This window comes from Acinetobacter sp. GW821-FHT01E09 (genome assembly GCF_059422385.1).
The window spans coordinates 452,407-465,413 of the sequence record NZ_JBWKWU010000001.1 but is presented as its reverse complement, the minus strand read 5'-3'; the positions used below and the strand labels follow the sequence as shown (position 1 = coordinate 465,413).

Genomic DNA, 13,007 nt, shown 5'->3' with positions numbered 1-13,007 from the left:
ACCAAGACCAAACATCTTTATTAGATGCTTCGCCATTCTCAAAATTTTGCTTCATCTTTTGTTCTGGTTTAATCATGTTTTAAACAAGTTCAGGGTTGTTAGCTCAGTTGGTAGAGCAGTAGACTCTTAATCTATTGGTCGTGGGTTCGAACCCCACACAACCCACCAGATTTTTAAGTCATTTCCCCCCTTTAAATAAGTTCAGTTGAATTATTTTTCTGATAGCTGCACATTCTAATCAAACGGATTGTTTTATCCTTCAATGATGACGAAGCATCAATACTCAAATATCGACTGAGATCTTAGTCAACGGTTTTAGCTTAAAACAACCAAGCCAACAATCACAATCAGATGACACGACCAAACCGAATAGCTAAAAAAGCTTTTCTTCTTCTTATTGAACGAGCAAATATCAAATCATCGCTAGCAAGATAATACTCCCCTGCTTGACGAGTCATAGATTCCCCCTCCCAAACAACAAAAAACCGCGCCCAATAACCAAGTTTGAGCACGGTTTAATTATGCGTATGACCACTCGATTAAAACAATCCACAGAAATTTAACCAGTGGCTTATTGCTGTTGAAGGATAAAATCTGCAGCACGTTCACCAATCATAATACATGGTGCATTGGTATTGCCTGACACAAGATCAGGCATAATTGATGCATCAGCGATGCGCAAATTATTAAAACCGACGACTTTAAGCTTTGGATCGACTACGCTCATTGCATCAATCCCCATCTTACATGTCCCCACAGGATGAAATACGGTTGCAGCATATTCACGAACATAAGCTTGATAATCTGCATCGGTTTTAACATCAGGTCCGGGTAAGATTTCTTGACCATTGAACGCTTTAAATACATCTTGTTTTAAAATACGCTGTGCCAGTTTAATTCCTTCGATCAGCACTTGCATATCTTGTTCTTTTTCAAGGAAGTTATAATCAATCTCGATCTGCTTTTGAGCATTAATACGTATTTCACCAATGCTCTTTGGTCTTAAAACACAGGTGTGGATTGCATAGCCATGTCCCCATTCAAACAGACGACCACGATGACTACGATACCCCGGAACAAAGTGGAATTGCACATCTGGTAAATCTGTTGCCAGTGGTGTTTTTGCAAAGCCCCCTGCTTCTACATAGTTGGTGGTCAACCAGCCTTTTCTTTTGAGCGCATACTGGAATGGTGCGGGCAATATAGATGCTAAAGCTCCAACAGAAAAACCCAGTGTTTTTGAACTATTTGTTCTGACGGTTACCAAGCCATCAATATGCTCTTGCAAGTTTTTACCTACCCCAGGTAAATCAACTTTACATTCTATTCCCGCCTGTTCCAACTCGGATTTCGGACCAATACCAGATTTCATCAATAATAATGGCGAAACAAAAGCACCAGCTGAGAGGATTAACTCTTTATTGATCCTGATATCAAAATTTTGTCCTTGTCGTTGCACATGAATCGAGTGTACTTGCCCCTCACTATGATGAATACGCTCAACCTCGCATTCAGTCACCACTGTAAGGTTTGAACGTGTCAATATTGGCTGAACGAATGCTTTAAAGCTGGATAGACGCTGACCATCACGTTGAGTCACATCATATATCCCCACACCTTCGCTTGATGCACCATTAAAATCTTGATTCTCTTTTAGATTGAGCAAAGTAGCAGCTTGGATAAAGAGTTTAGATAATGGGTTAGGATCTTTCGGATGATCAACAAACAACTCGCCATCAACACCATGAAAAGCTAAGTCTTGCTGAATGACATTTTTTTCAGAGCGTTTAAAGAAGGGTAAAACCTCTTTCCAGCCCCATCCAACACAACCTTTCGCCTCCCAATTGTCATAATCAGAGGCATTTCCGCGAATATAAATCATACTGTTCATTGAACTTGAACCACCGACCATTTTGCCACGTGGGGCATGGATTTGACGATTATTCAAACGTTTCTGTGGGGTAGAAAAGAAATTCCAGCTGTATTTTTTACTCTTATATAACGTGATCGTTCCTGCTGGAATCTGAATGCGTGGCGAATTATCAGCAGCGCCTGCTTCAATCAAACAGACACGGGTATTTGGGTCTTCACTTAGTCGATTGGCAATCACACTCCCCGCCGAACCCGCGCCAACAATGACATAATCATAGCTATGTTGCTGTAATTGTTGATTGTCTATTTCAGGTAATGTGCGTTTATATAACATCGCCACAACATAATACAATGGGCTAACCACCAGTAAACCAACTGCCCATGAGATATCCACCTCGCCCAGTAATTTGGCAAGCGGACCAACATACAGCGGCGTAGATAAAAATGGAATCTGAATCAAAATCCCAATCACATAACAGATTAATGCAGGCCAATTGAAGTAACCATAAATCCCACCATCAGGTTTAAAGAAAGATGGCACATCATATTCAGTATGATGGATAAAGTAATAATCGATGAGGTTGATGGCTGTCCATGGAATCAGTACACACATGAGCAAGAGAATAAAATTGACATAACTCTCGACAAAGCTTTCCGAACTTGAAACAGATAAGAACATCGCCACACTAAATAAGCTTAATGCCACTATGGTTCTGGCAAGTACTCGCGGTGACCACCGGTGAAAAATCGTTTGTAGAATAGTGATGCTCGATAAAGTACCACAGTACAAATTCATCGAGTTTGTGGCAGCAATCCCGAGAGAAAAGACGATAATCAAAGCGGTACTGAATAGACCTGAACCAGTTAAATGAATTAAGCCTTGAATAAAGTCACCACTATAGGCACGAGCAACGGTTAAGCCCAAAATCATTGAAATCAGTGAGCCGAGTGAACAGCCCCAATAGCTTGCCCAAAATGCAGTTTTTGCCCCAGTCGCTTTAGGTAAATAGCGTGAATAATCTGATACATACGGGGCATAAGCCAACTGCCATAATGCAGCAATGGATAAGGTTCCCATAAAGCCAATGCTTGAAAACGTTCCCAGCTGAAAGAAATCTTGGGGGAAGTATTGCGAACTAAATACACGAATAAAAGCAGCAAGCAGCATTAAACCTGAAAGTACCGCAAGGATTTGGGTGTATTTATGAATGAGTTTATAACCAAAAATAACTGCAATCAGACTCCCAATCGCAATAATCGTAATGCCTTGTACCTTGGAAATCGGCTGATAAATTGTATGTAGTGCTTCGCCACCAACCACCAGATTGGATGCATAAAAGCCCAAATACATAATCACCACAACGCCAACAACAAGCAAAGCCCCATAGAAACCAAATTGCCCGCGTGTCTGAATCATTTGCGGCACTGCAAGTTGTGGACCTTGCGCAGAATGCAGTGCGACAAAAATCGCACCAACAAGATTGCCTAAAACCAATGCCATTAAGGCAGAAAAGAAACTCAGATTAAAAACTGTAACTGCCAATGAGCCCGTAAACATAGTCAACAACATAATGTTTGAGCCAAACCAGATCGTAAATAGATCGCGTGCGTTACCGTGACGTTGATTTTCAGGAATTGCCTGAATCGTACTACTTTCCATAGTTGTGATAGACATAAGGAATCCATTCCATAAATAAAAAAGTTATAACCAATGTTAGGATCGGCTTAAATTTTTATATTCAGTATCAAGCCTTTAGTTTTTTTAAAGTAAGGCTAAAAAGGACTGAATAGCGTAGTTACTCCATCGCAAAGAGATCAAAATCATTTGCGAAATCACCTTAAAATTTCAAATAAAGACCATCTAATATGTTGAAAATATAGAGGCCAGAATAATCACGAACAAATTAAGGAAAAAATTATCTCAGGCCTCTAGTTTGTTCGATATTCAATATCGACCTATACATCAGCTTGAGTACCACTTGAATTGAATAAAAACGATGGATGAAAAGCAGATCATTGATCTAGGGTTAAAAAAAGTAATTTATCGTTCAAAAGAATTTTTTATTAAAAAATAATTACATAAATAATCATTAAAAAAATTTAACTCCATTGGATAAAAGTCATCGTTATACCCAAGCGATTCAGATTTTTTGAGGCATGTGTTCTGAATATTCTATTATCTCTTTATAACATCACTACATAAGATAACAAAAACAAAAATGCGTCGTTGATCGACATAAAAAAGGATTTTGGAATAATCCAAATTTTTACGAAAAGGAAATCAATATGATTAAACCAGTAATTTTATCGGTAATGCTCACAACAATAGCGACTCATTCTGCTGTGGCCACAGGAACAGGACATTCATCAGGTCTTAGCTTAAGCGGTTCTGCTGCACTGACAACGGACTACCGTTTCCGTGGTCTATCCCAATCTCGTAATGATCCTGCGGTACAAGGGACCTTTGTACTGTCACATAATTCTGGTTTATACGGCGGAATCTTTGCTGCCAATACGGACTTTGGTGGTTCAACATCACCACATTTTGAATTTACCTCATATATTGGCTATAACACGGCATTAAATTGGTCTGAAAAAGTTAAGCCAACACTAGATTTAAGCTATAACCGATTTAGCTACCCAGGTTGGTCTGATTGGGCATGGCATGAGTTTTCTGCACGTTTAACCTTTGATAACGTATTTTTTGGGTAAAGATAGCCTCCTCACCAATATTAATTATAGTGATGACTATATTGGATTTGCAGGTAATGCATGGAACTTCACCTTAGGCTATTCAGTACCATTGGCTGAAACAGGTTTTGGTCTGACTTCAAGTATTGGTTATTCCATCATCCAAGATAAAGGTGCATTGATTGATCTTAATGCCGACAATTACGTCGATTGGAAGCTTGGGGTGAATTATCAATTTAAAACACTTGAAGGCTTAACTGCGGAGTTATCTGCAGTCGGTACCAATTTGAATACCGATCAGCTCTCTAAAAGTGAAAAACGTACAGTCGCAAACGGTGCAATTTTTAGTTTAACCAAAGCGTTTTAACATTGCATTTTTAGACGATACACAATGTTTAACTGCTATCTGATTTTCTAAGATTTGTTCAATTTAAAAAATGCTTTTCTGAGATGATCATTCATTTCAAAACTTTAAATTTTAAATGCATCATTCTGGTGGGTTACACCCTAAAGTCCCACCAGATTGTTTAATTATCAATTTTTCTAACTACCAATTTTTTAACTACTAATTTTTTAATTATCAAATTTCTTTAACACATAGGCTTTTGTTGGTGCGGTATGGTGTTGACTAAAATAAAGTCGATTTTCTTCAGTTCCATTGACTATTTTATCAATATCCATCACCAAGTCATTTTGTGCGTCCACGTTGTAATAGAACTGAATACCTTCAATTCGATTAATCACAATTTCATGATTTACTTCATCATAGGCCCAAGTATTTTTTTGATAGCCACGGTTCGGTTTTATATCACTATTTTCATAGGTCATTTTTCCCATATACACAAAGGTACGATGTGCAGTACCGTCTGGGAGTAAGTTAATAATAAACTCTGCACTGCCTTTTTCACACTTGGCAAACGGATCTTCACAACTCATTTGTACATGATAACGTCCTACAAATGCCTCAGCTTTTGTGGAAACCACGTCACTTTGCTGGTCTTGCCCTTTCATTTCTACCATTGCAGGCAAGGTGGCTTGACCCGCGAGATCGGTCAGTTTTTTCCCTTCACTTGCATTGGCACGTGGTGGCGTTTGTTGCAAAGCAAGTTCGCTGGATGAATTTTGTGTGTCAGATGCACCTTGTTGTTTATCATTTGATTTTGAGGAATCGCAAGCACTCAGTACTGTACAAATACTGATGCCTAAAATTCTAAAAAAAATTACTTTATGAAAAGTTAAATACATAAATCCAAATAACCCAATTGCACCGTGCCAGACACATCAAAAATCAATGTGTATATCTATATCTTATTGCGTTGTGCCGTTTCTCGAAATCTTAACGCTGTATTTTTTACAAAAGTATAAAAAACATATTTATCACCACCGCCACCTAGATCGGATTGGACACTTTTTACATTATTTTGAATGATTTAACTGGCGTTGTTACACAGTCTTAACAATTTTAATTGGTGATTCACTTGAAGAATCAAACAGAAACGCCACTATTTACTTATATGAATTCATTTTTAATTTTTTAATCATGAATGATGATGAATAACTTTAAGGAGATTTAAATGGCCAATTCTGGTTTATATCGTTCAAGCCGACACAATATGATCGCCGGTGTAATGGGCGGTATTGCTGAACGTTTTGGTTGGAATGTCACATTACTACGAATTATTTTCGTGATTGTTTCATGTTTGAGCGCAGCTTTTCCAGGTATTTTAGTGTATTTGGTGCTTTGGTTAATTATGCCAAAACAAAACTTGCAGCTAAATGAACCGCAAAGCTATGAACGCCCTGTACGAACCATTTATGAAGAGAAAACCCATTAATTGACTTCGATTTAAAGATATGACCCTTTTCAGCTACAACAGTTCCCCCAAACTGCTGTAGCTTTTTTTATGCCGCATCATTTTTATAAAGTTTCATTTTTAAACGGTTTTATTTTTAAACAGTATCATTGTGAGTTATTGAGTTGTTGCTGTAATGCTGCAATCATATCTGCGCGACTAATGATCCCGACCATTTTTTGATGATCAACCACAGGGATATAATTAAAAGAGCGTTCAACGAAATAAGGCACCAAGTCTTGAATCGGTTGCGTCGGTTGTACAGTAACCACTTGCCGATTCATAATTTGTTTGACCAAATGTTCCCAAGGGGCACGCGCATCGGCAGCGCGTTTAAACCACTCTACAATTTCATACAATGCCAATGTACCAACCAATTCCCGATCAGCATTGAGCACAGGCAAACTCATCAAATTCACATGTTTAAACTTATCCAAAGCTTGGTGAATATCATCTTGCTCATCCAAACTCAGCACATCCTTGCTCATAATATCTTGGCAAAGGTATTGATGTACTGCTCTTGCGTTGGCCTTTGCTTGTACTTCTAAAATGATTTTTTGTAAATCATATTCACTAATATCTAAAAGCTGTGTCTGTTGTTCTAACACATCTTGAATATCTTGCGGTTGAATCGTGACTTTCTGTGTCGGCGTTGGATCTTTAGAACGTGTATTGAGCTGTGCAGTTTGTGGATATTGCTTTCCCAACATACGATTAAAAATGATCGCGATCACCAGCAGCAAGACTGAATTGAGTAATACTGGGTAAAAGATAAATTGATAACCCAACTGGTGAATAGAAGCGCCACCCAATACGGCAGTAATCGCCACCGCACCACTTGGCGGATGCAATGAATCTGTGCTCATCATCAAAAATATCGACAATGCAACAGCAACACTAAATGCCTCGGTTGGATTGGAAATAAAGATGGCACAAGTCACGCCAACTAAACCTGCGATGGTATTCCCCACCACCATATTCCAAGGTTGTGCTAAAGGGCTTGCGGGTACAGCAAAGAGCAATACCGAGGACGCGCCCATCGGTGCGATATACCACGCATTAAATCCACCGAGTACATACCAACTGATCAATGATGACACTGCTAATCCAAGCAGTGCACCAACACCACAGACTAAACGATCTTTTAGCGGTAAAACTTTAAAATTGGGTTTTAAGGTATTTAACCATTCAAGTTGCGTATGAAACACGACAGTCCTGCGCTTTAACACGTTTTAAAGTGTGAATTATACGATGTTGTGGTTATAAGATATATTTATTATCTATCTTAAATGGATAAATTTTTCGCTGATATTTCTCATCTACTGATTTTTCACTGAGCATATTCAGTCAATTGATCAAGTCTTTTCCCATATTCTTGCATTGGGCAAAACGCATACATGGGTGAACCAATATAACTTCCAGCATTTTGGCACTCCTGATCAACATAAGCTTTCCATAAGCGTTGTGATTTCATGATGTCGGTATAACGTTCTTGTCGAAGGTCTATCTGACTCTGTTTTTTGATCTGATCGAGAACTTTGACAATTTCTTTTTCATAATATGCTCTGCTTTGGTTACTACATGATTCAACCACAGCATTGTTGATGTTGCCTAAAGCCAGTTTTTCGATGGTTTGTTCAACACATTGGTTATATACATCAGGTGAAGCAGCACTCTGTTCTGCATAAGCCGATATTGAACAAATAGTTGTAGATAAAACCATCATGATTGTGCATGCTCTTATCATATTTATTCCTTTGTTGTTTTGATCATGGCTCAATATAGCAATAAATCGATTTTAAAGGCTTTGTTTTTAGCACCCAGTCTGAGCTTAATCCTATTGATCGCGTTTTTTCTTTTTATGAATCATCAATATGATATACAGTCTTTACTCACAATATTTGGTATCAGCCTAATCGTTTATCTGATTTATTGCATTCTTGTCATTCCAATTGCTTATGTCATTTCACTCTGGCTTGCACATCAGTATTGGCTTAATTTTTTCAGTATTTTCGCCGGTTCACTATTGATGTGGTTAATTGTCAGCATCATTGGCTATCTGGTTTTTACTGGGTCATTGCCTACACCGCTATGGAAACTATTGAGCGATTGGTTTTTTTATGCAATTTCTGTATTTGCTGGGTGCTGTTATTGGGTTTTGTTAAAAGTATTCTCCAGACCATCATTCACGACTCACGATAATGTAGATAAAACTGATTACTAAAAATCTCCTCTGGATCATATTTTTTCTTCAAACTAAAAAAGGCGTCCGTTTGCGGATAGGCTAAACGCATCTTGTCGCGACTCACATGTAAACGATAAGGCAAATAAAATGTGCCTTGGTTTTTAAGTGTAATATCAACCAATTGCTGAGTCAGTTGTTGCATATCCTGCTCTTGTTGTGCGGTCTTCTTTTGATTAAACAGAAACACCAAGCCAAAAACATCCTCTCGGGCATAATTCATAAATGCATCATGATCATGTTCAACTTCACGAATCGTAATATTGAGTAAATCGACTTTTTTCGTTTTTAAAACAGGCTTGAGATCTTGAATAAACTGAGCCAAGTGCTGCTTTGGAATAAAATATTCATGCAATAGATCGGTTGAATGGCTATCTTTATTTTCAATCAAGGCGGCATCCTCACTGAGAATTTCATTGCGACTAAACGTCGCATAAGGCGATACTGAATTCAGGCTACTTTCTAGATCCCAACGTAGTCGTTTGCCGTATTCACTATCGACAGAACCACGGAACACAATCCGCTTGGTTTCAGCATTTTTACTTTGTTGTTGTGAAAAGGCTAAGGGTTTTTTATCGATTTTTTCAAAATAGTTTAAGGTTGCCTGCTGTAAAAAATGCTTATCAGAAATACGTAACCGACCATAAGCAAATTGTACATCTGGATTATTACTGACAATCTTTTGGTACGCGTTTACATAGTCTTCAGGTAATACTGAAATTGATTGAAATGTTAAAGCGACATTATCTACAACTTTTAATTTTACATCGAGAATAATGCCAAATAATCCATAGCCACCAATCACCAATTTAAACAGTTCAGGATGTTCTGTACGACTACAGTTTACAATCTCTCCCTGTGCATTCATCAAGGTAAATGACTCAACGCTAGATGAAATCGGGGCTGAATTCTTTTGCCAACCATGCCCATTGACACTGATCGAACCGCCAATCGAGAAATTACTAAACGCTTGCATCACTGCAATCGATTTACCGTAACGGTCTAGATATCGAAGGGCCGCTTCCCATGTTGCACCCGAACCAATCGTGAGAATATTGCTCTTCTCATCAAAGCTCATATGGTTATAGGGCAACATATTCAGCGCAATACCATCAGGGTAAATAGTGTGCCCGCCCATACTGTGTTTAGCCCCCGCAATCGAAACTTTTAGATGATGTTCACTTGCATATTTAAGCAAAGTTTTAAGTTGTTGTTGAATCGCTTCGGGTGTACTTTCAACATCGACAATTTTATGCACTTTTGTCAAATTAAGATGACTTGCATCATCCCGATAGCCTGTAGGAATATGCTCAATTCCTTGTTGCTCATTGATTTTTGTTTTAAAAAGATGAATTGCTGGAATAGAAATGACCGCCAATAGAATAAGGAAAAGGCTTAGCCAAAGTTTGTTTTTCTGTGCTTTTTGCATAATGAATGATTTAAAAATGTTTTAAATTTATTCAATAATTTATAAGCGATAAATATTAAAAAAGCAAAATGTCGATAAAGTTTGTCAGCGATTAAAATCATCATTTATAATGACTTCCAGCATAAAAACAATATCTTAAAATAAGGAAAATATATGGCTTATATTATGGTGGACATCGAAGCAGATGGCCCAATTCCCGGTGATTACTCAATGATTGCGCTAGGTGCAGTGTTGGTCGAAGATCATTTACATCAACAATTCTACGGTTTACTTAAACCAATTTCCGAAAATTATATTCCTCAAGCGCTCGCAGTTTCAGGCTTTAGTCGTGAAGATACCCTAAGCTTTAACAATCCTGAGCATGTTATGAAAGACTTTGCCAAGTGGGTGAGTAAAGTCAGTAAAGATCGCCCTATCTTTATTAGTGATAATAATGGTTTTGACTGGATGTTTGTCTGTTGGTATTTTCATCATTTTACTGGCAATAATCCGTTTGGATTTAGTTCACAAAATCTAGGCAGTTTGTATAAAGGACTGGTCAAAGATAGCTTTCAAAGTTTTAAGCATTTACGTAAAACAGCACATACCCATAACCCTGTTGACGATGCCAAAGGCAATGCAGAAGCTCTATTGGCATTGAAAAAGGATTATGGATTGAAGATTAAGTTTTAGATATAGCTAGATTAACCAATCATGACTCAAAGCTAATCTGAGCTATAGTTAATTTTTAATACATTCGCTGCATTAATCGCAATTCTTCAGGTTTTGGAATTTCACCTGTTTGTCCTAAAGCATGATATTTTTTAGTTAAAGCTTCACGAACTAACTTTGCTTTTTCAGGATTTTTAGCAATCCCTTTGGTTCCATTTTCCAAACGATCTAAAAAGTAGATACCCACTAACATATTGTCCTGTTCATAATATTTTTGATACAACTCCATCGCTCTTTTTGGATCTGCCTTGGTCAAATTCCCTTGCTCATAATAGAGTGGTAGGTTCAACTGTGCGCGTTCATGCCCTGCTTCAGCTGCTTTTGCCAACCACGCCATTGAAAGTTGAGGATTGTAAATTTTCCACTGCTCCTGAGCATATAATTCTGACAAAGTAAAATAAGCAGATTTTGGGTCTTGATCATGCTTTGCGTTTTCAGTTTCTTCAAATAACTCTATTTCATAGGTCAGATCTTCAAATTTTTTATCCGTTTTTAATAATCTTACAATTGCCTGTTGTGCTGGAATGTTATTTTCATCTGCTCGGGTCGCAATTTTGTAATAATTCATGGCTTCACCCAAATGTGCTTTTAAATAAGGCTTTTGTTCTGCCATTTGCCCCATCATAAAACCGACAAAACCACCTGCATCAAATTGTAACGAATAGATGCGCCAAGCTTTTTTCCAATATTTTAAAGCCTTTGCTTCGTCCATCTCTGTACCTACACCATACGCATAGGCATAACTTAAATATGCCCATATTGGCGTTGGATAATCATTATTATCCCCCATGTGTTTTTCGATAGTATGAAATATACGAACTGCTGTTTCTTTTCTATCCGGATCAGCACAATGCTGATTAAGTACAGGGTAGAAAATATAGGCTTCTGAATTTCTCTTTCCAACTGCATCAAGCAGCAATTCAAAAGCCTGCTGTTGATCAATAGTAACTTTATCGCCGTAATATAATTTTTGTGCTTTAACCATTAGGTTATAGGCTTCTAATTCTTCAGGTTCTACTTCAGATACTTCTTTTTGGGCTGGTTTCATCTGCTTTTTCTGTTCTTCAGAGAGCCCCAATTGACCAAATAAAGTCTCTAAAGTTTGATTAATCATTTTTGCATTTGGATAGCCTTCTGTGGGTGATTGAACATACAGCTCCCACAATGCTTTTTGATCAAATCCTTTATTTATTTGATAAAACTCTTTAAAAATAGGCGCTGTTTGTGGAGCGAAACAAGGTGCTTCTTCTATATTTTCGGCATAACTTGATGTTGCAGACACAAAACCTAAAGTCGCTATGTACGCAAAATAATTGAATTTTTTCATACTGAGATTGCTCATTTTAATATAAAAATTAAATTTATAAATTTCTAATAAAGTACTTTTAAGATTATATATCAAATAATTCAATTGGTTAATTTTATTTAAAAACTGTTTATTCAATATTTTGACCAGAAACTTTAACATCGAAAAAAATTACATTTTGAAAATTAAGTTTTGATTGGTCTTTACTAATTTTGCTACAGCCCAATAATGATCTTGTGCATTTTATCATCCTCTAAATTCGCCCCTATGATTTCTAAATAATTCATTTACTTAACATTGAATAAAGCATTGTGACATCGTCATGATGAACTTCCGACATTCAGTTTTTGCAGCGCCATTGACCTTTATAAAGTTCATGAATATAAATTTTTTATGTTAATATCAAATATATAATTTAACTTATTTAATTTCACCAATGAACAAAATAATCCATTTCATCATTTTAACTTCTTCTTTTTTCCTTGCTGCATGTAATACATCAAATGAACCTGTAATTTTAGAAGCAAAGCAAATTGCAATGACGGGCGAACCATCAAGCACACTTGAACTTACCCTAATTAAAAAAGATAAAATCTGTATCTTAAAAGCAAAAACCACTTCTAAAAATACACCAACAATAGAAAAAGATTGGGCTTTTTTTAGGGAAGATCTCATTTTAATATCTGAAAATTCAAGCTCGGAACCCGTAATCAATAGCGATGCTCCAGATGCAAAAATTGAAGAGCACATTGAGGAAATGAAAATAAGAAAAGAGGCCAAAGAAATGAAAAGTTTTATCTCAAAAGAAAATCTGAAAAAATGCACATAAGTTGATCTGCGATAAGAATCAATATTTATAGACTAACCTTTGCCACACCTCCCCAAAATCCTTATACTTAGAAC

General features: G+C 37.1%; 11 protein-coding genes and 1 tRNA gene. 6 read left to right on the top strand and 6 right to left on the bottom strand.

Going from position 1 to position 13,007, the window contains the following annotated elements; all coding sequences use genetic code 11:
• The first annotated feature begins 92 nt into the window (after nt 1–92).
• A tRNA-Lys gene (locus AC07U8_RS02190) sits at nt 93–168 on the top strand.
• A gap of 403 nt (nt 169–571) precedes the next feature.
• Here AC07U8_RS02190 and AC07U8_RS02185 read toward each other — a convergent pair.
• Nucleotides 572–3,547: a cytosine permease gene (locus AC07U8_RS02185; protein WP_494737236.1), complete on the bottom strand. Its 2,976-nt coding sequence runs from the start codon at nt 3,545–3,547 to the stop codon at nt 572–574.
• Nucleotides 3,548–4,158: 611 nt separating this feature from the next.
• Between AC07U8_RS02185 and AC07U8_RS02180 the strand changes: the two genes are divergently transcribed.
• Together AC07U8_RS02180 and AC07U8_RS02175 are read left to right on the top strand one after the other, a co-directional pair.
• Entirely contained in the window at nt 4,159–4,584 is a 426-nt protein-coding gene (locus tag AC07U8_RS02180) for a TorF family putative porin (RefSeq protein ID WP_494737235.1), read from the top strand.
• A complete protein-coding gene (locus AC07U8_RS02175) occupies nt 4,577–4,930 on the top strand; it encodes a TorF family putative porin (protein ID WP_494737234.1) in 354 nt (117 codons plus the stop codon). Before AC07U8_RS02180 ends, AC07U8_RS02175 begins: the two co-directional genes overlap by 8 nt.
• A 206-nt stretch (nt 4,931–5,136) precedes the next feature.
• Here the strand turns inward: AC07U8_RS02175 and AC07U8_RS02170 are convergent, their stop codons facing one another.
• Nucleotides 5,137–5,808: a hypothetical protein gene (locus AC07U8_RS02170; protein ID WP_004818735.1), complete on the bottom strand. Its 672-nt coding sequence runs from the start codon at nt 5,806–5,808 to the stop codon at nt 5,137–5,139.
• Between the two features lie 329 nt (nt 5,809–6,137).
• Between AC07U8_RS02170 and AC07U8_RS02165 the strand changes: the two genes are divergently transcribed.
• Complete coding sequence (locus tag AC07U8_RS02165; protein ID WP_004818733.1) at nt 6,138–6,398, top strand: PspC domain-containing protein; 261 nt, start codon at nt 6,138–6,140, stop codon at nt 6,396–6,398.
• A 125-nt stretch (nt 6,399–6,523) separates the two neighbouring features.
• Here the strand turns inward: AC07U8_RS02165 and AC07U8_RS02160 are convergent, their stop codons facing one another.
• The 3 genes from AC07U8_RS02160 to AC07U8_RS02150 all read right to left on the bottom strand — a co-directional run bounded on the left by AC07U8_RS02160 (nt 6,524) and on the right by AC07U8_RS02150 (nt 10,087).
• Nucleotides 6,524–7,624 (bottom strand): HPP family protein, encoded by a 1,101-nt coding sequence (locus AC07U8_RS02160; RefSeq protein ID WP_494737233.1) that lies wholly within the window; start codon nt 7,622–7,624, stop codon nt 6,524–6,526.
• Between the two features lie 122 nt (nt 7,625–7,746).
• Complete coding sequence (locus AC07U8_RS02155) at nt 7,747–8,163, bottom strand: lysozyme inhibitor LprI family protein (RefSeq protein ID WP_419262310.1); 417 nt, start codon at nt 8,161–8,163, stop codon at nt 7,747–7,749.
• A gap of 439 nt (nt 8,164–8,602) precedes the next feature.
• The gene (locus tag AC07U8_RS02150; protein WP_419262311.1) at nt 8,603–10,087 is read right to left on the bottom strand and encodes an FAD-binding oxidoreductase; all 1,485 of its coding nucleotides are present in this window, start codon (nt 10,085–10,087) and stop codon (nt 8,603–8,605) included.
• 153 nt (nt 10,088–10,240) lie between these two features.
• Between AC07U8_RS02150 and AC07U8_RS02145 the strand changes: the two genes are divergently transcribed.
• Nucleotides 10,241–10,759 (top strand): 3'-5' exonuclease family protein, encoded by a 519-nt coding sequence (locus AC07U8_RS02145; RefSeq protein ID WP_154129271.1) that lies wholly within the window; start codon nt 10,241–10,243, stop codon nt 10,757–10,759.
• A 55-nt stretch (nt 10,760–10,814) separates the two neighbouring features.
• Here AC07U8_RS02145 and AC07U8_RS02140 read toward each other — a convergent pair whose 3' ends face one another.
• Nucleotides 10,815–12,125, bottom strand: a complete 1,311-nt coding sequence (locus AC07U8_RS02140; protein ID WP_494737232.1) for a tetratricopeptide repeat protein — start codon at nt 12,123–12,125, stop codon at nt 10,815–10,817.
• A 415-nt stretch (nt 12,126–12,540) separates the two neighbouring features.
• On the opposite strand from AC07U8_RS02140, the gene AC07U8_RS02135 reads away from it, so the two are divergent.
• Complete coding sequence (locus AC07U8_RS02135) at nt 12,541–12,933, top strand: hypothetical protein (RefSeq protein ID WP_234623318.1); 393 nt, start codon at nt 12,541–12,543, stop codon at nt 12,931–12,933.
• The last annotated feature ends 74 nt before the right edge of the window (nt 12,934–13,007 follow it).

Coding starts and splice junctions, on each gene's coding strand:
- AC07U8_RS02185 (WP_494737236.1), bottom strand. CDS start 3,547: ATGTCTATCACAACTATGGAAAGTAGTACGATTCAGGCAATTCCTGAA.
- AC07U8_RS02135 (WP_234623318.1), top strand. CDS start 12,541: ATGAACAAAATAATCCATTTCATCATTTTAACTTCTTCTTTTTTCCTT.
- AC07U8_RS02170 (WP_004818735.1), bottom strand. CDS start 5,808: ATGTATTTAACTTTTCATAAAGTAATTTTTTTTAGAATTTTAGGCATC.
- AC07U8_RS02180 (WP_494737235.1), top strand. CDS start 4,159: ATGATTAAACCAGTAATTTTATCGGTAATGCTCACAACAATAGCGACT.
- AC07U8_RS02140 (WP_494737232.1), bottom strand. CDS start 12,125: ATGAAAAAATTCAATTATTTTGCGTACATAGCGACTTTAGGTTTTGTG.
- AC07U8_RS02165 (WP_004818733.1), top strand. CDS start 6,138: ATGGCCAATTCTGGTTTATATCGTTCAAGCCGACACAATATGATCGCC.
- AC07U8_RS02155 (WP_419262310.1), bottom strand. CDS start 8,163: ATGATAAGAGCATGCACAATCATGATGGTTTTATCTACAACTATTTGT.
- AC07U8_RS02150 (WP_419262311.1), bottom strand. CDS start 10,087: ATGCAAAAAGCACAGAAAAACAAACTTTGGCTAAGCCTTTTCCTTATT.
- AC07U8_RS02145 (WP_154129271.1), top strand. CDS start 10,241: ATGGCTTATATTATGGTGGACATCGAAGCAGATGGCCCAATTCCCGGT.